The organism is Tolypothrix campylonemoides VB511288_2 (assembly GCF_045999855.1).
GTDB classification, from domain to species: Bacteria; Cyanobacteriota; Cyanobacteriia; order Cyanobacteriales; family Nostocaceae; genus Scytonema; species Scytonema bouteillei_A.
Genome location: NZ_JBFPMW010000004.1, coordinates 39,141 through 59,364 on the forward strand (window position 1 = coordinate 39,141; position 20,224 = coordinate 59,364).

A 20,224-nucleotide genomic window follows, 5' to 3' on the forward strand; every position below is an offset into this window, starting at 1 on the left:
TAATTTTTATTTATGAAAGAGCTGATTGTTCAGTAATACGCTGTAGTCTTCGCGTTTGCGAATTAAACGATGCGTATCTTTTTCTAACAACACCTCTGCAGGTTTAGGACGATGTAAAAAGTGTGAGGACATGGCATAACCATAAGCACCGACATCTAAAACACCGATAATATCCCCAATTTCTAATGCTGGTAAAGAACAGTTTTTGCCTAAATAATCCCGTGAATAAGTAGTGTTTCCACATATATCTGTAAGGTAAATTTTAGAACTTGCGAGATGTGCGGGATTGTCCCGATTTTTCCACGCGACAATTTCCCGATATCCGCCATGTACTGTAGGAACGGAGAGATTAGCAACGGTGGTATCTACCCCAACAATTTGTTTTTCTGAATGCCATTTCACGGAAACAACTTTGGCTAATAAAGTGGCGCATCCAGCAATTGCTGCACGTCCGGGTTCGATGACTAACTCAATATCTTTTCCTAAATGACTTATTCTATTGCTTAAGTCTGTACCGAACGTTTCCCAGTTAAAAGCTGCGCTGCTATGATGATATGAGTAACCAAAACCACCCCCAAAATCTAGATATTCCCAATCCGGTAAAAGTTCTGCCGTTGTTATAACCTTATCAATGACGTTAGTAAAAGCTTCTGTCGCATTCGTACCCGTACCTCGGTAAAAATGTAAACCGCTCAGTTTTAATCCTACCTGACGGGTAAGAGCGATCGCATGGGGAAATTCTTCTGGACGCACGCCAATGCGGCTATCACCAGTTATTTCGGGTAGGTTGAGACGCAAGCCAAGGCGGAGTGAAGGAGTGAGGAAGTGAGGGAGTGAGGGAGTAAGGGAGTGATAGACTTCGCAGCACAGTTGCAATTGAGCAACGCTATCTAAATTGAGAGTTGTTACACCCCAATTTAAGACCTGTTTCATCTCCTCGGAATTCAAATTACTCCCACTGTAAACAATTTGTTCGGGCGCAAAACCTGCTTGCAATCCGAGATAAATGTCTCCAGGAGTATTGGCATGCAGTCCCCAACTTTTGGCGCGGAAAATTTGCAGCAGAGAAATATTTCCATTGGTGACGCTAGCAAAGCGAAATTGGGTGCGAGGATAGGAAAAAGCCTGGGTGATGTGCCTGATGGTTTGCTCTAAGATATCAGCTTGGTAAACGTAAAGCGGCGAACCATAAGTATTTAGCAACTCTTGAGCTAGTTCTAGGGGAAAAGGAAGATGAGCTGATTTTACGCTTGCCATTTTTTTTGAAGTCTCCACAGCTGTTTTGGAAGCCAAAACGGATGGTCAAAAGATTGTTTGCTGGATTCTTCACCAAAAACCTGTTCTCGCCAAAGTTCCCACACAATCAACAACCACAAACTTTCACCAATCAAACGACCTTGAATCGTAGCACCCAATTGACCCGCAGCAATTTGCGATGCGATATAAGGAGAAAAGCAATTTTCGGCACGAAGTTTGCCTGGATTCAACCATTTGCCAAGCTCATACCAGAACTCATTTAAACACCAAGAGGTTAAGGGAACCCCCATACCCCGCTTTTGTCGCCAAACAATTTCTGGCGGTAGCCAATTTTCCACGGCTCGCTTGAGGATATATTTCTCGCACGCTCCTTGCAAGCAGAGTTCTCCAGAAACCTGGAATGTCCATTCTGCTAGGGGTAAATCGCAGAAAGGCGATCGCACAAACAACTTGTGAGCAAATCCTAAAGCTGTTGCACGCGGATGGATATTTTGTGCTCCTTTTAACATCAGGCTGGCACGCCGGAGTCGATGCAGGATGGTTTTACAGTAGGTAGGATCGAGGGCTTCTGCAATCCAGTCTTCTGGGTGTAGATTTTGTATCTGCTTGTAAACATGCGGCTGGTAAATTTGTGCTTCATAACCCCAAAGACGGTGGAAAGTTCGGAGATATTGTTGTATAAATGTTTCTTGTCCTGATGGATTTTCTGTTTGGTAAACGCTTGCTGCTATTAAAGGCTTATTCGTCCAACCTGCAAATAACTGGTCGCCACCTTCGCCGTTAAAAATCACCTGAGTTTCCTGACTGGCTCTTTGTGCTAAAAGAAACAAGGGAACCGTTACCCCATCCCCGAAAGGTAAATCGAGCGCTCGTACAGTCGGTAGAATAGCTTTCTGAATTTGACGCGGGCTGGCATCAACTTTTACCAAAGGAATTTGCAAGTGCTGGGCAACAATTTCGGCATAGGGATATTCTGGAACACCTGCACCGCCAAAATCTAGAGTATAAGCGATCGCATTGACTCCTGCTTGTACTAGCAACGCCGCTACAACAGAGGAATCCAACCCCCCAGAGAGAAAAACTCCGACTGGCTCATCTTTTAAGTCAGAAATTTGACGCTCAATGCCTTGTTTTAACAGAGTTTGCAATTGTTTGACAGCGGTTGTTTCATCTTGGAGTTGAACGCTTGCTTCACACCATTCCAATAAGCGTTGAGAAATCGGGGTGCTGAGCTTGCGATCGTCAGGTTGGCTTTGCCAAACTAACTCAGTTCCCGCAGGAACTGCAAAGACTTGAGTAATGGGTGTGAGGGGATTGGGAATATACGAAAAACAACTATAACCGTATAAAGCAGGAATGCTCACTTCTGGCTCGTCAACAACCGCTAGCAAGAGTTGCAGACGGGATGCAAACCAAATAACTTGTCCTTGTTGAGCCCAGTATAACGGGACTCGCCCAAAAGGTTCTCGTCCTAAAATTAAACGATTTTTTCCCTGTAAATGTACCCAAATATCGGGTAAAAATGAGTTGTCTTGTAAATCAGTCAATATTCCCGATGCTGATAGAGCAGCTATTCTTTCTATGCCATGACGCTGAAAATAAATTGATGGGATAAAATCTTTTGAAAAACCGATGCAAGCAACATTCCAAATAGGATAATGGCTCTCGCTTGGGGAATCGAGAGAAGATAACTGATAAGAATTATGACCCGTTTTTTTGACAGCACCAAGGCTTGTTTCTAATTCTCGTCTTTCACCGTAACCCCAATATCCAATAAAATGCTTGGGTTGAATGATGCGATCGCCCTGCTCAACGTTAACCATACTATTTGACTTGAAATTCGGCTTCGCTGAGTTGGCGATTTTGGAGAAACATCTGCACCTTCCATTGACCTGGAGTAGATGCAGAACTTAGATTATAACGACACTGGGTATTCCAGATGGATTTGTCAATTTCACGGGTTTGATAGCGGTTTTGTTTGACAACTTGACCGTTAGGGTCGATCCAATTGCAGGACAAATCCAACTTTTGATTTAAAGGTGCATCTTTTAACGTGACGCGGTAAAAGATTTCTGGGTTGTTCTGGCGGGCGATATCTGTCAAGTCACCGCCATTATCTTGGGTGAGGGTAATGCGATCTGTTTGGGCAAAAACCCTCGCAAGCACGGAATTCTGCTGTTGCATAGCAAACAAGGTACCAGCAATGACTACTATTACAGCTGCGATCGCCCCGATAGCGATCGTGCGTTGGCGTTTTTGCTGTACTTCCAAAGCTTGGCGACGCCTTACTTGAACAAGCGCTTCATCAAGCAAATCTGGGGCGAGACCCAATTCTTGTAAAATTTCCTTAACTTGTTCGGGTTCAATTTCTGCTTCCCGACGTGTTTGCAGCCTTTCTACTTCAGCGACGATCTGTGTGAGTTGCTCGGTTGTTAGTTTCTGGCTCATGATATGGCAATTCTCATAACCCATAGAAATTATGCACTATGTTAACTTAGGTTATGTAGCAGTCTTATTTGAGTTATAAAAGTTATTAACCGCAAAGACGCAAAGAGCGTAAAGAAAGGAAAGAAGAGATTTTACAAATGATTTAGGATTGCTATAGATGGAGTAATAGATTTGATAATTTTTGAAGTTGAACTGTAGTTAATTGTGGTATTCATCCAATCGCTAGTACTGACTTCCTCCACAAACCGGACATTCTAAAAGCTTATTTAAAATTTGATGCTGCATCGATAGAGATGCCAAATTGAAAGAAATTAACTTACCCGTTAATTGTTGATGCTCTCCCCAAATAATCCATTTCGCTGTTTCCATCGCTATCAAATTCAGCCCTAACTGAAAGCTAACTGGAAGAACTGCAAAAGAAGAGAGTAATGATGGTGACATTCCTTCCCTATGTATCGTTTCAGTTTCACGTTTATTTCGCAAATCTTGAGCAAGACATTCCCAACAACCCGTTCGCCCCGGAACAAACAGAGGTCCCAACCAAATCTCCGTACCTACAGGTTTAGCTAGCAGCCATGGTTTTCTAGTTTCTTCTGCTTCTCGATTAAATTCGTCTAAACCCAGTTGTAAGTAGTTATCGGTCAGAACAACCGTAAACTCTCCCCCCTCACCTACTGGAATGGAAAGGGATTCCAAAGCTCGAACAAATGCTTCAACTCCCACTCTCCCAAAGCTGATTATCGAAACCCTACTATCTTGTAGTTTGCGAAAAGCATTTTCAGATTCTGCACCTAAGCCATTCCAGAACGCAGCAACTTGTGGAGGGAGATTTACTGAAGCTTCAGAAAGATATCCTTCACTGTTTAAACGAACTAGAGCATTTTGAATTTCAAACAGGGAAACTTCTTCATTTAACTGCTGAAAGATCTCTTGGACAGTATAACGACCATTTAAAAACGGAGCTAAAAGGACGTATAAACGACCACCGAGGGCACATTGCCCTTGCTCGCTCAGAAGGTACACAATATCGGGTTCTATCACTCTAACGTGGTAGTGAGGTTTAAACATTGGTTTATAAAACATAATATTATCTAAATTTATGTACTGGACATATAACATTCAATACTGTACAACTTTCTTGCAAAAATAGAGTTTCTAGAATTATTTTTTAAACAACTGATACTATTTTTCTGTAAACCCGTGCTTAATGTTTCTTCCTAAACTTAAGTATTTGCAGTATAATATTCACTTTCAAGTATTGACATAATGACTAAAGACGAATAGTTGTCTCCTTGCTTGACAGCTTCTCGTAAAACGCCTTCTTCCTTAAAGCCGCAGGTTTGATAAACGTATCTGGCGCGTTGGTTGTGTTCAAAAACGTCCAACCAAAGACGATGAGCTTTATACTCATCAAAAATCATTTTGATGAGTATGGGTAAAACCCTTTTACCGTATCCTGATCCTGGTTTAGTAACGACGATTCGAGTTAACTCAATACTACGATTGAGCGACTGTAAACCAGACAAGATAACATAACCACTTGGCTGTCCCGATTCATTTTCAATGATGAAGTATCTTTTGTCAGGATTGGTAATATTTTTGTTGTGTTCATCTCGACTCCAAAGGGTGATAAAAGTTGCATATTCATCCCTCCTTTCTTGTGAGAGTATAAAATCTATATCATCTATGTTTGCTTGCCGTAATTGCATTGCTAAAATGAAATCATTTAGACCAATACTATTTTAAATAGAAACCCGTGGGAATAATTGCACGTCCCTTGTTTCGTTCTGTAGTTGTTCGGATTCAGTGCATTATTGCTTTCTGTACTTTTTGGAACTCTAGCCGAAAAGCATCTTGGCACTCGTATGGCTTCTGAAACTGAATAACTTGCTATGAGGATGTTTTAAAAGTAGTGGCTGATGTCTCCAAAACTTTAGATCCCCCCTAGCCCCCCTAAAAAGGGGGGGAAATACTCTTAAATCCCCTTTTTTAAGGGGTCTCTTGATACAGCGATAAACTTTACAAACATCCTCTAAACAAAGTTAAAAATTTTACGTTTCATATTTGCAAATACTTAAAAATTTTTTCAATTTGTTTTGGGGCTTGCATCTCGGTAAACAGTCGGATGGCTCGATCGAAATGAATTCTGCTTTCTTGTTTCTTACCTATTTTAGAAAAAGTTAATCCTAATTGAAAGTCAGCGATCGCCAGATCGCATTTGGCTCCGATTCTATTCAAAAGTTCGATAGCTTCTAAATGATTGTCAATTGCCAATTCAAATTTTGCTTGTTGTCGATAAATTTCTGCTATACCGCAAAGCGTTTTTGCTTGGACTTGCGTGTAGTGGCTTTCTTCAGCAAAAGTTAAAGCCATACGGAACATTTCCTCCGCTTTAGCAAAGTCCTTCAAATTAACATATGTTTGTCCTAAAATTTGCATGAAATAAGCAAATCTGCCACTAGGTTTAACAAGTTGTTGTGTTGCGATCGCTTGATAAGCTTTATCAGCCAGTACACGTGCTTCTTCTAAAATTCCCAAATAAGAATTCACTAGAGCCAAACATACAGTTGCTTTTTCTGCCCACCGATGATGGTCGGTATCCTGAGCTAAGTCAATAACCTGTTGAAATAATTGGGCAGATGCATCTAGTTCCCACAAATCAATTTTATAAAGACCAATGCTCAGTAGAGCATCTACTTCTAACATTTTGTAATAGTAGAATTTGTGTTTGTTTTCCCGTATTCTTGATAGAGAATTTATTGCCCGATATGCTATGTTAATAGATTTTTCCTGACATTCTATTGCTGCGTGTACTTTCCCAATAATCCAGTAGAGATCGCCTAAAATATTATAAAGTTCGCTGAGATTTTTATCTGACGGAACATTTTTAATAATGATTGTAATAGCTGCAATTAAAGGTTGCAGCCATCCCATTCGATATAACGTACTTCCTAATGGTAAAAATTGTTGCCATTGGTTATTTCTACTTTTAAGAATGACTGTACCAGCCCATTCAAATTCGTGAATTTCTACATAGTGATAGTAAGCTTCTAAGGCTTGCAAAGCATCTTTAAATGTAGTGATTTTTTGTATGCTCTCCGTCCAAAATTCTGCTGCTTTACGGTTAGTTATTTCCCATTCATCACTTATCCGCAAGTGAGAAATAACCTCAGAACGGATCGCTGGATGAAGCCAGTACTCATCTTTACTACACTCTACTAAAGACCGATTTTTTAAGGAAGTTAAAATTTGTTGGTGCTGGCAAGGTAAAACATCCCATAATAAACTAAAAACTCCTTCTTTGGGAATTCTGGGAACATCTTGATAGCGGTAACATCCCAAACGGGAAAGCAGGCGATATGCTAGAGGATCTAAAGCTTGCAAACGGTTAATTTGGCTGACAACTAAATTTTTTAAATCAACTACAGCCAGTGGTTCAGCTTGATGTTCTCGCCAGTAGGCAATGGTATCACCATCAAAATCCTGCCGAATTGAACCGCATAGAATACCCATTGCTTTGGCATTTCCTCCATAAGCACGGTGCATACTTTGTAAAGTAGCGAAGTCAATAGGTAATTCTCTTTTGGTAAAAAATTGCTGCCAAGCGGTTAGATCCAGTCCGGGGAGACGATAGTGCTCCACGTTCACTTCAGGTTCGCAAAGGCGATCGCGACTTGTAATTAATGTCACAGATTGCACTCTCGCGTCTGCTAAAACGCGTAAGAATTCTACATAATTTCGGTGCTTGGCAATAAACCGTCCTTGTCTGTCTAGTGCGGGTTCCAAATTATCAATCAAAACTCCAACCCGACAGGTATGGAGTTTCCGCTTCAATCGTCCCAACGTCACCCCAAATTCAATTCCCGGTTCTTCATCAAAATCCTGTTTCAACCACTCTTCAATGACGTGTTCCGCCGCCGTGATATTTTGCGTCTCCTTTGCCATAAGGAGTTCCAAGACCAAATCAAATCCTTGGGTTTGTAAGTATTCCTGGGCTAGAGTTGTTTTACCTACTCCTCCCTCACCTTGGATAACAATGACTTTTACACCTCGATTGACTAAGGTATTGAGGTGAGAAATTGCTTCTGTTCGACCGAGAAAATTTACATTTTCTTGTTTTGTGATGAATTCTGCTCTAGGTTGCTCTTTCCCTATAGTGAAGTTTTCAGCAAAGCGTGAGGTATCCAGTAGATTCGAGATAACGCTAGTTTTCTTCCAATATCGCTCCAAGGTAGCGCGACAATTACTTTTAGTAATCTTCTGTCTCAACGCTTTGGAAAGAAGTTTCCACAAATGAGAGCCAACATCTTTGGCATGTCCTTCCGTACAACCGTAAGAATTAGCGATTTCCAGGTATTTTCGACCTTGCCAAACTTGCTGAAGAATAACTTTTTGCAGCTCGCTCAACCGTTCGCCGGTTTGAGCAGGAATTACAGTTTCTAACCAAGACAGTACTGCTTCGGCGTCCATTGCCTTACGACGAGGTGATATATATTCAAATTGTTGCGTCAGTTCTTGTCTAGTCTACACCTCTACTCTTGGCAATTTCTGATAAGTTTCTGTAAATCTTTTAAGAAATTGAATGGGTAGCAAATTCAGTGAAAGCCCAAAACTATATCTTCTTTAGGCACGCCTTGTTCAAGCAGTAGTGTAGCGATACCGACTTCAGTACCATCATGCTGTATCCAAATTTTACTGTCTTTGATCTCAAGGTGCATGGTGCATGCATGCGTTTGATTATTATCGCGTCAACTTGCGTGTCATAAAATGTAGCGATCGCGAGAGATATCTAAAACAGCTTGTGTCTCGAATTCTTCAAGAGCAAATTGGTAGTTCAGAACTTGCCCAAGAGCAGTGTGAAATTAGGAGACATTTGACCCCCCAACAAAGCTCTTAATTTCAACTGCAATTTTTTCGCCTGCTCGTTCAGCCGCTAGCATCTCTCATGATTCTAATTCCTCCAGGTTAATCCCCAAAGCTCCTAACTGCTCTGGAGTAAGCGCTTTCAGTTTTTCAGCCAATTTCAGCCGTTTTTGCTGTTCTTGTTCCTTCATTTGACGTTCTCGTTCTGCTTCTTTCACAGCTTGTTCTGTATCTGTGAGTATCCAGTTGCCTTCTGAATCATACCAGCGCAACCACTGACGAATAATTCCTTCAAACTCTCCTTGCCACACTCCCAATCCTAAATTTAACTCTGAAATCCAAAACCGAGGATTCTCAGCATCTATAGTTTGCTCTTGGTAGTGTCCTCCCTCCAGTTTGAACCCACGCAAGCGATTGCTATAGCGACTAAACACTGCATAGTATGGTACTCGCAAGATACGTTCGTATACATCCCATTTTCTCGGCGGCACTTGTTTCAGAGTTTGCCCATTGCTGGACTCTGATGCCAAACTCATTGTGCTGACATCTTCTGTACTCCTTTCTCCGAACATTGGTTCCAATTCTGCATAATCGCCCAAATCTTCTTTTTGTGTACCTGGTGATAGCAGTTCTACCACTACAAAAGGATTGACTCCTTCTTGCCAAACTACATAGCTAGAACGCAAGTCTTTTTCTTCATACAATCTCGGTACATCTAGCACTAAAAACCAATCCGGGCGTTTGTACCACTGAGTATGACGTACATCATAGTACAGATTTAAATCCGACCCCGTAAATATTCGCTCGTAAGAATAATTTGTCAATCGGATTGTTCGACTGAGCAGCTGCGGCTGCAAATCGTGAAATTCATCAGGCAAACCAGGTTCCTCCGCATCTTCACTGGGTAGATCGTACATCGTTGGTAGTGTCAGTTTTGGCGGTAGGGGTGGATTTGCTGGCAGGATGAAGAAGTTAGTTGGCTGCATGGCAACTCATTCACAAATTGAGCTTTTCTCCGATTGTATCTTCTGTGAGTACCCGACTTTTTTCCCGACTTCAACCGACTGACAAGGAATCTTACAGTTGCTTAAGCTATTGAGCAAAGAGGTAAAAATCAAGGTGAAAACGGATGATTAACACCCTCAGCCCAATGTCTCAGGTAGGACTGGCTTCTTCTCCCACGCACTACTTTCAACTTCTACACCGAATTCGTTCTCTTGCAGATAATTATCTTTCCATTGAGAAACTGTGCGATCGCTTGCAAGATTTACCCATTCAGTTTGAAAATCCACAACCCCGTCCCTGGAAACAAATTGACTGGCAAGCTATTTCTTCAAATCAAATTATAGGCTTAGACAGAGAAGTCTTTTTGTCCATCTTGAGAGGTGCAATGGACACGGAAGCTCCCATTCGGGCATATACTCAAACCAGCCGACAATATTTGGAAAACTTACACCCCCAGCTAGCGCGATTTGTGGGCGGAACAGTCGATGAAACGGGAAAGTTAATCGAACCTGGATTGTGGGAAAAAGAAGAGCGCCAGCACACTCCCGCTTTGATGAAAGTCTATTACCAATTAACGGGTGAGAAGATTACCGCAACTTTCCGCACGGTTAGAGATTATCTCCCTACTGACGACCCACATGAAGACTTATATCGCCATGGATTGCATCGTGTTGCCACTGAATACGGCGCAACTTGTCTCTATTTATGGTTGATGGCGCATACAACAGGCGCACTTCAAGATGTTTTGGAGGAATTGGTTCAGGATGAAATCAATCACATGAGTAAATTCTGGGGGTTTGGTGTCTGGGCTTTTCCAGATACTTCTTTAATAAAGGTAGGACACACGCTTCTGAAAACACGCCATAAAGACTACAAACGCAACAGCCTGATGCGTACTTTAAAACGCATGATGGGTACACTGAACTGGAGTTCTTGGTCTTTGACCAACAGAATAACTCTCTTGTTTGCTTTCAGCTATGCAATGCGTCGTTTGTGGATTTGGAACGATCGCTTAACGCCAAAGTATTTACAAGGCTTGTTCGACCATACAACGTTACTAACTCCTAACCCTTAACAACTAACCATGACTTCAACACTACCTTTAGATTTAGATCCCCATCGCTTACCCCAACATGTCGCTGTTATTATGGATGGCAATGGTCGATGGGCAAACCAACGAGGATTACCCCGCATCGCCGGACACCGTCAGGGTGCAAAAACCCTGAAAGAATTGTTGCGCTGTTGTAAAGATTGGGGAATAAAAGCGCTAACAGCTTATGCCTTTTCTACTGAAAACTGGCGGCGACCCCTTGAAGAAGTAGATTTTCTCATGCTTCTGTTTGAAAAATTGTTGCGCCAAGAATTAGCTCAAATGCATCGCGAAGGGGTGCGAATCTCATTTATTGGGGATTTGTCAATTCTACCTACCTCTTTACAAGCTGAGATTGAGCGTTCAATGGCAGAGACTTTGCACAATCAAGCACTTCATTTTACTGTTGCAGTCAATTATGGCAGTCGCAGTGAGATCGCAAGAGCTTGTCGTCGAATAGCACAACTCGTGCAACAGGGGGAAGTTAACCTGGAAGATGTTGAAGAAAATTTAATCGAACAAACGCTTTACACCGCAGGGACTCCCGAACCCGATTTATTGATTCGCACAAGTGGTGAAATGCGATTGAGTAATTTTCTCCTCTGGCAAATGGCTTATACAGAATTGTATTTTACTGATATTTTTTGGCCCGATTTCGATCGCTCGGCATTTCATCAGGCTTTACTCAGTTACCAAAGACGCGATCGTCGTTTTGGTCAAGTCAAAACTTCTTTGTCTGCATAAAGTGTCACTCCTAGCCCGTCCTTACATTGGATAGGCTGGGAATGTTCACTCAATGTCTATTTACAAGAAGTAGATGAAATACTTTTTACTTAGCCACGATCTAGGTAACAAAAGCAGTTTTTATACCAACTTAAGTCTTATTTCTAACACCCTAAGATAGATGCTCTCTGCTTGAAGAGACTGTTACAAATATTAATAATTTAATTCTGGAATTTTTTATGCTTGCCGATCCATTGGCTACAGTAGTTTTGAGGGTGCATAGTGTATAAAAAGATTATCACTAACAAATCTGGAAAAGTTCATTTAGGCAGTGTAGTGGTAACTATAGAGATTGGCTTGGGGTTTGGCTCGTACACTCACAGGATAAGTGCCTAATGGTGTTATTTTTGTGACCAATATTATTCTGTTTACCAATTGACTGTATCGTAAAAAACTTTTACATTTCTTAATATGTTTGCGGTAAGCAGAACTACTCTAACAACAATGTTGAAAATTTGTTAAGAAGGATTACAAAGGATTACCCTAGGAAGTAAATCTTATGATGAACACCGTTGATAGCCAGCCACCCCATCATGTAGTTATAGTAGGCGGAGGATTTGGGGGTTTATATGCCGCAAAAGCACTGGGACGTGCTGATGTAAAAGTTACTTTAATTGATAAGCGCAATTTTCACCTATTTCAACCATTGTTATACCAAGTGGCTACTGGTACTGTCTCCCCTGCTGATATCTCCTCACCCCTACGTTCGATTCTCAGTAAGAGCAAAAATACAAAAGTGCTGCTTGGAGAAGTGACCGACATCGATCCTCAAGCACAAGAAGTGACTTTGGGCGAAGAAGCAATACACTACGATTCCCTGATCCTTGCTACAGGTGCAAAACACTCTTACTTTGGGAAAGATCAATGGGAAGAATTTGCACCTGGTTTAAAAACAGTGGAAGATGCGATTGAAATGCGCCGTCGGATTTTTATGGCGTTTGAAGCGGCTGAAAAGGAAACTGACCCTGAAAAACGCCGAGCTTGGTTAACTTTTGTTATTGTTGGTGGTGGTCCTACAGGTGTTGAACTAGCAGGTGCGATCGCAGAACTGGCTTACCACACGATGAAAGAGGATTTCCGCAATATCGATACGTCTGAAGCACAAGTTCTTCTTCTAGAAGGAATGGATCGCGTTCTTCCTCCTTTTGCATCAGAATTATCCAAAGAAGCAGAAGCGTCTCTTACACGGTTAGGTGTGAGCGTACAGACAAAAACGCTGGTGACGAATATAGAAGGCGATCTGATTACTCTAAAGCAAGGAGATGAGTTCCAACAGATTGCAGCCAAAACAGTGTTGTGGGCGGCTGGTGTCAAAGCTTCTCCTCTGGGTAAGTTGCTAGCAGAGCGGACAGGATCTGAGTGCGATCGCGCTGGAAGAGTGATTGTTGAGCCAGATTTGAGTCTCAAAGGGTTTTCCAATATTTTTGTGGTTGGTGACTTAGCACATTTTGCCCATCAGAATGGCAAACCCCTACCTGGTGTTGCTCCTGTCGCCATGCAGGAAGGACAATACGTTGCTCAATTAATTCAACAGCGCATGAAAGGTAAGACACTGCCACAGTTTTCCTATACTGACATGGGTAGCCTAGCGGTGATCGGACAAAATGCTGCGGTTGTAGACTTAGGTTTTGCCAAATTTACAGGTTTTATAGCGTGGTTATTCTGGCTGGTTGTTCACATTTATTTCTTGATTGAGTTTGACAACAAGCTCTTGGTGATGATTCAGTGGGGCTGGAACTATTTCACCCGCAAGCGTGGAGCTAGATTGATTACCGGGAAGGAAGTCATGCAAGCTACTGAGAGCGGGTACTACGCACCTGCGGATAACAGACAGTTGGTTAGTGGTTAGTGGTTGGTGGTTAGTGGTACTTTTTAACTACTAACCACTAACTACTAACTAGTAACAATGAACAAACTTTGGGAAAGTCTACCAGTCGAGAGGCAAAATTCTATCTTGGAAGCGATCGCATCCTCTAGCCCTCCTGGTTGTCTCATTTCTCCCAACACAATTGAAGAACTAGCAGCAGTCATTGCAGAAGCACACAGTAAGAAGCAGCGCATTTTACTTTGCGGGAGTGGTAGCAAACTCAACTGGGGTGGGTTAGCTAAGGGTATAGATGTCGTAATCAGTACCGAACGGATAAACCAACTGCTCGAACACGCAGTTGGTGATTTGACTGTTACAGTGGAAGCAGGAATGAAATTTTCTCACCTGCAAAAAATTTTGGCAAACTCCAAACAATTTCTGGCAATTGACCCGACTTCACAAGAGTCAGCAACTATTGGTGGTATTGTTGCTACTGCTGATACGGGTTCTTTAAGACAGCGTTATGGCAGCGTGCGGGATCAAATACTGGGTATAACTTTTGTTCGCTCTGATGGTAAGATTGCTAAAGCTGGGGGACGAGTGGTGAAAAATGTTGCCGGGTACGACTTGATGAAGTTGTTCGCTGGCTCGTTTGGTACTTTAGGTGCGATCGCTCAAGTTACGTTTCGCTTGTATCCTTTTTTGGAAGCATCAGCTACGGTCGTCTTAGTTGGGGATGCATCGGCTGTATCTCAAGCCGCTGATACTTTGCGGGGTTCTGCGCTCACACCAACTCAGTCCGATTTACTGTCGCTTCAATTGGTGTCTGGGTTGGGTTTGGGTCAAGGATTGGGCTTGATGGTTCGTTTTCAAAGTATCGCTGAGAGTGTGAAAGAACAGTCCAATCAACTTTTGGAAGTTGGAAAGCAACTGGGTCTGCGGGGGATGCTTTATTCGGGGACGGATGAAGCGGATTTATGGCTGAGATTGCGAGAACAAATTCATGATGTTTCTCATACGCCTGCAATTACCTGCAAAATAGGAGTATTACCGACTTCATCTGTTGAGGTTTTGACTCGCTCGGAGTTGGGTTGGATTCATGTTGCAAGTGGTTTGGGGGTATTGCGGTTTGAGGGTGAAAAGATTGAGAAGGTTTTGGAGATGCGGAATCTGTGTCAAAGGAATGGCGGGTTTGTGACTGTTTTGGTAGCACCAGCGAGGGTGAAGGAAAGTTTGGATGTGTGGGGTTATGGTGGTAATGCTTTGGCGTTAATGCGTCGAATTAAAGAACAGTTTGATTCTGGGTATATTTTTAGTCCCGGTCGTTTTGTGGGTGGGATTTAGGAAATTTGAACTGCAAAGACGAGCCAGTGCGGCGTGGTGAATCCAGCCCTGGAGGCGGGTTTCCCGCGACCACCGGGACTAGTGAACCCGGAGGGGGGTTCCCCCTGTTAAAGCACCTGGTGTCGCAAAGTTCGCGAAGAAAGAGAGGGGAGGGTCATAAGATCGTGGAAGTTTCGGAAGGTTTTTTGGATAAGAAGGTTGGGTTTGATGGGAACCATCCTCCCGAACCAAAGTTGATTGATACTTGTGTTCACTGTGGGTTTTGTCTTTCGACTTGTCCCAGTTATAGAGTGCTTGGGAAGGAGATGGATTCTCCACGAGGACGTATCTATTTGATGGATGGGATTAATGAGGGTGAGATTCCTTTGAATGAAGCGACGGCTCAGCATTTTGATAGTTGTTTGGGATGTCTTGCTTGCGTGACGACTTGTCCTTCTGGGGTGCAGTATGACAAGTTAATTTCTGCGACGCGTCACCAGGTGGAACGGAATTATCCTCGCAGTTTGTCGGAGCAATTTTTTAGGAAACTGATTTTTTCTTTGTTTCCTTATCCTAATGTTTTAAGGGTGTTGCTGGTTCCATTGTTTGTTTATCAGAAGTTAGGTTTGCAAAAACTGGTGCGGAATGTTGGGTTGTTGAAACGGGTGTCTCCTCGGTTGGCTGCGATGGAGTCAATTTTGCCGGAAATTACTCTAAAATCGTTTCAAAGTCATTTGCCGAGTATTATTCCTGCTCGAGGTGCAAAACGCTACCGAGTGGGAATGATTTTGGGGTGCGTGCAAAGGCTGTTTTTCTCTCCGGTGAATGAGGCGACCGTGCGAGTTTTAACGGCTAATGGTTGTGAGGTGGTTATTCCTAAAAGTCAGGGGTGTTGTGCGGCGCTTCCGGAACATCAGGGACAAACGGAACAGGCGAAAGCCTTAGCAAGGCAAATGATTGATAGTTTTGCTGATACTGGTGTAGATTTCATTATCATTAATGCTGCAGGGTGCGGTCATACTTTGAAGGAGTACGGTCACATCTTGGAGGATGACTTAGAGTATCGCGACAAAGCTAAAGAGTTTGCGGCTAAGGTGAGAGATGTTCAGGAGTTTTTGATGAGTGTTGGTTTGAGTGCAAAATTGTCTCCTCTGACAGACCGACCTCTGACTTTAGTTTATCAAGATGCTTGTCATTTATTGCACGGTCAAAAGATTAGCGTCCAACCGCGTCAGTTGTTACGGCAAATTCCTGGGGTGAAGTTACGCGAGCCGCTTGATGCTGCTATTTGTTGTGGTAGTGCGGGTGTTTATAATATGTTGCAGCCAGAGGTGGCTGAGGAATTGGGTAGACAAAAGGCACAGAATTTGCTTGACACGGGTGCGGAGTTGATTGCTTCTGCAAATCCCGGTTGTACTTTGCAAATTCGTAAGGCGTTGCAATCTCAAGGTAAGGATATTGCGATCGCTCACCCAATTGAGTTGTTGGATTATTCGATTCGGGGCGTGAAGCTTTAAGTGCAAAAAAAGAGGGTTAACCCCTCTTTCATAAAAAATTTTTTTTAACGCTGCGATCGCGATCGCAACGACAAACGGATTACTCTTCAATTGCTGCTGGTATTTCCTCTTCAATTGCTGATGGTATTTCCTCAGCAACAACAGCAATATCTTCAACGGCGGGTGCTGCAGCTTGACCTTGTTGTTTCGCCAACAATTGTTCCCTATACTTGGCAGCCATTTCTTCTGCTTTATCATATACCAACTGACGATTTTTGATCATGTCACCTGGTTCTGGTTCCAACTGCTTGGTAGATAGTGAAATACGACCGCGTTCTGCATCCAAGTCAATGATCATGACTTTTACTTCATCATTAACATTGAACACGCTGTGTGGTGTATCTATATGTTCGTGGGAGATTTCAGAGATATGCAGTAGACCGCTAACACCGCCAATATCAATAAATGCACCGTAAGGTTTAATACCGCGCACAGTACCAATAACCACCTCACCAACTTCCAGACGGTTCATCTTACGCTCAACTAGCGCTCGACGGTGAGAGAGAACAAGGCGATTGCGTTCTTCATCTACCTCTAAGAACTTTAACGGCAATTCTTCACCTACCAACTCTTCTTTTGGTTTGCGAGTGCTGATGTGAGATCCGGGGATGAACCCGCGCAATCCCTCAATCCGAACCAGCGCACCTCCGCGATTGGTAGCAAACACACCAGAACGGACAGTTGCATCTTCTGCTTGTAACTGCCGCACTCGTTCCCACGCTCGCATATACTCTATACGGCGAATGGAAAGTGTTAATTGACCGTCTTCATTTTCATCAGTGAGGATGAAAAATTCCCGCGTTTCATTAGACTGTAATACTTCTTCCGGGCTATCTACCCGGTTGATAGACATTTCTTGTATAGGTATGTATGCTGCCGTTTTTGCACCTATGTCAATCAGAGCGCCGCGCGGCTCTATGCTGAATACTGTACCAGGCACTATATCACCTGGGCTAAAGTGATAATCATATTTGTCTAGTAGAGCAGCGAAATCGTCATGCGTAAACCCAATTTCAGGAGCGGTTAATTTCTGATTGACCATGCTAATTGTTTCCCAGTTATTTTTCTCCGTAAATGTTTTGCCTCCTAGCGATGTATATGCAAGCGCCCACTTTCAGGCATTCCACACCTACATCCCTGTTCATATTAGCGCAAAAGAGCCGATCTGAACACATTCACTTCCAGATCAAACATTATACCAGATATTTTTTTGATATCTGTCAATCTTCCGGAGAAAATAAGGAAATTAATTTTTACTATCTTTACGACTACCTATTTTACCAACAAATGTTCGCTCGTGTTTTAGAAATTAGGGTTTAGAGATTTTAAGTATGAATCTTGACTAATGGCTGTTAAAAGTGAAAAGGATGAAGGGTAGAGCTATGAGCCTCTATCCTTCATCCTTCACACTTTATACTTCTGTTTACTTCTTCTCTTTGGTTTCAATGCGAGGAGGTTCGCGAAAAGCGATCGCAAAAAAGAGAGTTCCTATAGCCAATGTCAAAATTAGAATGTAAGCAACGCTTTCCATAAGTCAAATTCCTGCCTACTTACCCACCGATTACTAGTTCTAGTGTAACAAGACTTGGTAAAAAAGATGAAGGTGAAAGCACGAAAGATGAAAAAACGAGTTTGCCTGACTTCTTGTAAAACCAAGTTCTTTTTCATACTTCATACTTCACACTTCACCGTTGCTTGCCTAAGCTTCCTTCTTACGGGTTGACAAGTCACCCACTTTAGCGAAGACACCAAATTCGACTTGCTCTTCGATGTCTGGGTCGATACCAGCGAATACGTCTCGGTAAATTGTCCGAGAACCGTGCCAAATATGACCAAAGAAGAACAACAGAGCAAAGACAGCGTGTCCAAATGTAAACCAACCTCTGGGGCTAGTACGGAAGACACCGTCAGAGTTTAAGGTTTCTCTGTCGAATTCAAAAATTTCTCCACCTTGAGCCTTACGCGCCCATTTCTTCACTTCTGCTGGGTCATCAAATGTTTGTCCATCTAAATCACCACCGTAGAAGCTAACGGTAACGCCAGATTGCTCGAAGCTATTTTGTGATTCTGCCCGACGGAATGGAATGTCGGCGCGAACAATGCCATCTCGATCGGTCAATATGACAGGGAAGGTTTCAAAGAAGTTGGGGAGGCGACGTACTGTCAGCTCTCTACCTTCTGCGTCTTTGAATACAGCGTGACCTTGCCAAGACTGGGCAATACCATCACCCTTGACCATTGGACCTGTACGGAATAGACCGCCTTTGGCTGGGCTATTACCGACATAATCGTAAAACGCCAGTTTTTCAGGAATTTGCGCCCAAGCTTCAGAAAGGCCTGCACCTTGTGCTAGGTCTGCTTGTACCCGGCGATCGATCTCTTGTCTGAAGTAGCCCTGATCCCACTGATAGCGGGTAGGACCGAACAATTCGATTGGGGTTGTAGCGTTACCGTACCACATGGTACCAGCAACGACGAATGCTGCAAAGAATACAGCAGCGATACTGCTAGAAAGTACAGTCTCAATGTTACCCATCCGCAGGGCTTTGTAGAGCCTTTCAGGAGGTCTAACTGTCAAGTGGAACAAACCAGCAATAACACCGACAATACCAGCCGCAATATGGTGAGCGACTACACCCCCAGGGTTAAATGGGTTAAACCCGTCGGGTCCCCATTCCGGTGCTACCGGTTGGACATGCCCCGTCAAACCGTAAGCATCAGAAACCCACATTCCGGGTCCAAATAAGCCGGTCAGGTGGAAAGCACCAAAACCAAAGCAAAGCAGACCGGATAAGAACAAGTGAATGCCAAACATTTTTGGCAAGTCAAGAGCAGGTTCACCTGTACGCGGGTCTTGGAATAATTCCAAATCCCAGTAAACCCAGTGCCAAACGGCTGCTAAGAATAGCAAACCAGAAAGAACGATGTGAGCCGCAGCGACGCCTTCAAATGACCAGAACCCAGGGTCGTAGCTAGGAGCGCCAATAACGTTCCAACCGCCCCAAGAGCCAACTACACCCAAGCGTGCCATGAAGGGCAGCACGAACATGCCTTGACGCCACATGGGGTTAAGAACTGGATCGCTGGGATCGTAAATGGCTAATTCGTACAATGCCATTGAACCTGCCCAGCCTGCCACCAAAGCTGTATGCATCAGGTGTACAGAAATCAGTCGCCCTGGATCGTTCAGAACGACTGTGTGTACTCGGTACCAGGGTAGTCCCATCGACTACGCTCCTCCTCGATGATTTTTGTTTACAAAGTCAAGTTTTCAGTTTTTGTTATCGCCAAGCGGACACTGACTCACCACCTTGTCTTATAAGTCAGACAGTGCGGTGCCTGACAATTGTGTAACCACTACTTTTGGAGTATGACTCCGTAAGGCTACAATTGCCAAGAGAAAAATGAGAATGTTTAAAAAAGTGTAACTTTTGATGGAGCTGTTTGCAAGCGTATTGGGGGTTGGAGATTGTGGATTGGAGATTGGGAGTTGAGCGTTGGGCATTGGGCATTAGTCATTCTCCCTTATCTCCCGTGTCTCCCTTGTCCCCAATCCCCAGTCCCTCCTAAACCACAGCTTCAAGACTTTGTAGCTGACAGCGAGCAGATGCTGTTCCCAAGCGTTCTATAACTTGTTCGGCACTAATTAATCGCTTAAGCACAACTTGACCAATAGCTTGACCTGATTTTCCAACTTGTACTTGTGCTGTTGGCTTAACTTCTACCATGAGAACCGTGTCCTCTACCTGATAAAGCCACATGACCTCGTTTTGTTCTAATAAACTGATATTCAATCGGTGAATCTCTGGCTGACGACGCCATGCCGACACCTGCCACTGTCCATCAGATGCCCACACTCTGCCAACCGTCCAACCTTCAGATAAAAAGAAGTACTTCACAATTTTTACTCTCTCACTCTTGGACTCTAATTTGCTTGTTGCTGAATATTTCGGTAGCACCAGTCAGTACTGTACAAATCTTAAGATTTGCGATCGCACCATACCAACCTAATCCTTGAAGTATGTGTAGAGATTAAGTGTAGCGGATATTTTCCGTAGACTAGGTATTTTCCCTGTATTTGGAATGCACCAG

At 43.2% G+C, this 20,224-nt stretch carries 16 protein-coding genes and 2 pseudogenes; 5 read left to right on the forward strand and 13 right to left on the reverse strand.

What is annotated here, in order from left to right; translation table 11 throughout:
- Nucleotides 1–6 precede the first annotated feature (6 nt).
- From AB0756_RS12980 to AB0756_RS13020, 9 genes and pseudogenes are all read right to left on the reverse strand, one after another.
- Nucleotides 7–1,257 carry a diaminopimelate decarboxylase family protein gene (locus AB0756_RS12980; protein WP_038091463.1) on the reverse strand — a complete coding sequence of 417 codons (1,251 nt, stop codon included), beginning with the start codon at nt 1,255–1,257 and terminating at the stop codon, nt 7–9.
- The gene (locus tag AB0756_RS12985) at nt 1,245–3,080 is read right to left on the reverse strand and encodes an asparagine synthetase B family protein (protein WP_050046258.1); all 1,836 of its coding nucleotides are present in this window, start codon (nt 3,078–3,080) and stop codon (nt 1,245–1,247) included. Before AB0756_RS12985 ends, AB0756_RS12980 begins: the two co-directional genes overlap by 13 nt.
- 1 nt (nt 3,081) lies before the next feature.
- Entirely contained in the window at nt 3,082–3,705 is a 624-nt protein-coding gene (locus tag AB0756_RS12990) for a hypothetical protein (protein ID WP_038091593.1), read from the reverse strand.
- 222 nt (nt 3,706–3,927) lie between these two features.
- The gene (locus AB0756_RS12995) at nt 3,928–4,773 is read right to left on the reverse strand and encodes a TOMM precursor leader peptide-binding protein (RefSeq protein WP_167844639.1); all 846 of its coding nucleotides are present in this window, start codon (nt 4,771–4,773) and stop codon (nt 3,928–3,930) included.
- Between the two features lie 155 nt (nt 4,774–4,928).
- A complete protein-coding gene (locus AB0756_RS13000; RefSeq protein WP_038091465.1) occupies nt 4,929–5,414 on the reverse strand; it encodes a GNAT family N-acetyltransferase in 486 nt (161 codons plus the stop codon).
- A gap of 349 nt (nt 5,415–5,763) precedes the next feature.
- The gene (locus AB0756_RS13005) at nt 5,764–8,175 is read right to left on the reverse strand and encodes a tetratricopeptide repeat protein (RefSeq protein ID WP_038091467.1); all 2,412 of its coding nucleotides are present in this window, start codon (nt 8,173–8,175) and stop codon (nt 5,764–5,766) included.
- A gap of 125 nt (nt 8,176–8,300) precedes the next feature.
- A pseudogene (locus tag AB0756_RS13010) lies at nt 8,301–8,429 on the reverse strand (element excision factor XisI family protein); the annotation flags it as partial.
- Between the two features lie 66 nt (nt 8,430–8,495).
- Nucleotides 8,496–8,645 (reverse strand): annotated as a pseudogene (locus tag AB0756_RS13015) (element excision factor XisH family protein); the annotation flags it as partial.
- A gap of 3 nt (nt 8,646–8,648) precedes the next feature.
- Nucleotides 8,649–9,533, reverse strand: a complete 885-nt coding sequence (locus AB0756_RS13020) for a Uma2 family endonuclease (RefSeq protein ID WP_202048706.1) — start codon at nt 9,531–9,533, stop codon at nt 8,649–8,651.
- 164 nt (nt 9,534–9,697) lie between these two features.
- Here AB0756_RS13020 and AB0756_RS13025 point away from each other — a divergent pair, with 164 nt between their 5' ends.
- The 5 genes from AB0756_RS13025 to AB0756_RS13045 all read left to right on the forward strand — a co-directional run bounded on the left by AB0756_RS13025 (nt 9,698) and on the right by AB0756_RS13045 (nt 16,093).
- Nucleotides 9,698–10,648 (forward strand): hypothetical protein, encoded by a 951-nt coding sequence (locus AB0756_RS13025; protein WP_038091470.1) that lies wholly within the window; start codon nt 9,698–9,700, stop codon nt 10,646–10,648.
- Between the two features lie 9 nt (nt 10,649–10,657).
- The gene (locus tag AB0756_RS13030) at nt 10,658–11,407 is read left to right on the forward strand and encodes an isoprenyl transferase (RefSeq protein ID WP_038091482.1); all 750 of its coding nucleotides are present in this window, start codon (nt 10,658–10,660) and stop codon (nt 11,405–11,407) included.
- 538 nt (nt 11,408–11,945) lie between these two features.
- On the forward strand, nt 11,946–13,295 hold the full coding sequence (locus AB0756_RS13035; protein WP_038091493.1) for an NAD(P)/FAD-dependent oxidoreductase: 1,350 nt from the start codon (nt 11,946–11,948) through the stop codon (nt 13,293–13,295).
- 57 nt (nt 13,296–13,352) lie between these two features.
- A complete protein-coding gene (locus AB0756_RS13040; protein ID WP_038091495.1) occupies nt 13,353–14,597 on the forward strand; it encodes an FAD-binding oxidoreductase in 1,245 nt (414 codons plus the stop codon).
- A gap of 164 nt (nt 14,598–14,761) precedes the next feature.
- Nucleotides 14,762–16,093 (forward strand): (Fe-S)-binding protein, encoded by a 1,332-nt coding sequence (locus AB0756_RS13045; RefSeq protein WP_038091603.1) that lies wholly within the window; start codon nt 14,762–14,764, stop codon nt 16,091–16,093.
- Between the two features lie 79 nt (nt 16,094–16,172).
- On the opposite strand, the gene AB0756_RS13050 is transcribed toward AB0756_RS13045, so the two are convergent.
- From AB0756_RS13050 to AB0756_RS13065, 4 genes are all read right to left on the reverse strand, one after another.
- Entirely contained in the window at nt 16,173–17,174 is a 1,002-nt protein-coding gene (locus AB0756_RS13050) for a 30S ribosomal protein S1 (protein WP_038091497.1), read from the reverse strand.
- A gap of 381 nt (nt 17,175–17,555) precedes the next feature.
- Nucleotides 17,556–17,663, reverse strand: a complete 108-nt coding sequence (locus AB0756_RS13055) for a photosystem II reaction center protein T (protein ID WP_050046255.1) — start codon at nt 17,661–17,663, stop codon at nt 17,556–17,558.
- Nucleotides 17,664–17,831: 168 nt separating this feature from the next.
- Nucleotides 17,832–19,358 carry a photosystem II chlorophyll-binding protein CP47 gene (gene psbB, locus AB0756_RS13060; RefSeq protein WP_038091499.1) on the reverse strand — a complete coding sequence of 509 codons (1,527 nt, stop codon included), beginning with the start codon at nt 19,356–19,358 and terminating at the stop codon, nt 17,832–17,834.
- A gap of 340 nt (nt 19,359–19,698) precedes the next feature.
- Nucleotides 19,699–20,031: a hypothetical protein gene (locus AB0756_RS13065; RefSeq protein WP_038091606.1), complete on the reverse strand. Its 333-nt coding sequence runs from the start codon at nt 20,029–20,031 to the stop codon at nt 19,699–19,701.
- Nucleotides 20,032–20,224 lie beyond the last annotated feature (193 nt).

What these genes read in the sequence shown, in the direction of transcription:
- AB0756_RS12980 (WP_038091463.1), bottom strand. Translation starts at nt 1,257, where the DNA reads ATGGCAAGCGTAAAATCAGCTCATCTTCCTTTTCCCCTAGAACTAGCT.
- AB0756_RS12985 (WP_050046258.1), bottom strand. Translation starts at nt 3,080, where the DNA reads ATGGTTAACGTTGAGCAGGGCGATCGCATCATTCAACCCAAGCATTTT.
- AB0756_RS12990 (WP_038091593.1), bottom strand. Translation starts at nt 3,705, where the DNA reads ATGAGCCAGAAACTAACAACCGAGCAACTCACACAGATCGTCGCTGAA.
- AB0756_RS12995 (WP_167844639.1), bottom strand. Translation starts at nt 4,773, where the DNA reads ATGTTTAAACCTCACTACCACGTTAGAGTGATAGAACCCGATATTGTG.
- AB0756_RS13000 (WP_038091465.1), bottom strand. Translation starts at nt 5,414, where the DNA reads ATGCAATTACGGCAAGCAAACATAGATGATATAGATTTTATACTCTCA.
- AB0756_RS13005 (WP_038091467.1), bottom strand. Translation starts at nt 8,175, where the DNA reads ATGGACGCCGAAGCAGTACTGTCTTGGTTAGAAACTGTAATTCCTGCT.
- AB0756_RS13025 (WP_038091470.1), top strand. Translation starts at nt 9,698, where the DNA reads ATGATTAACACCCTCAGCCCAATGTCTCAGGTAGGACTGGCTTCTTCT.
- AB0756_RS13030 (WP_038091482.1), top strand. Translation starts at nt 10,658, where the DNA reads ATGACTTCAACACTACCTTTAGATTTAGATCCCCATCGCTTACCCCAA.
- AB0756_RS13035 (WP_038091493.1), top strand. Translation starts at nt 11,946, where the DNA reads ATGATGAACACCGTTGATAGCCAGCCACCCCATCATGTAGTTATAGTA.
- AB0756_RS13040 (WP_038091495.1), top strand. Translation starts at nt 13,353, where the DNA reads ATGAACAAACTTTGGGAAAGTCTACCAGTCGAGAGGCAAAATTCTATC.
- AB0756_RS13050 (WP_038091497.1), bottom strand. Translation starts at nt 17,174, where the DNA reads ATGGTCAATCAGAAATTAACCGCTCCTGAAATTGGGTTTACGCATGAC.
- AB0756_RS13055 (WP_050046255.1), bottom strand. Translation starts at nt 17,663, where the DNA reads ATGGAAAGCGTTGCTTACATTCTAATTTTGACATTGGCTATAGGAACT.
- psbB (WP_038091499.1), bottom strand. Translation starts at nt 19,358, where the DNA reads ATGGGACTACCCTGGTACCGAGTACACACAGTCGTTCTGAACGATCCA.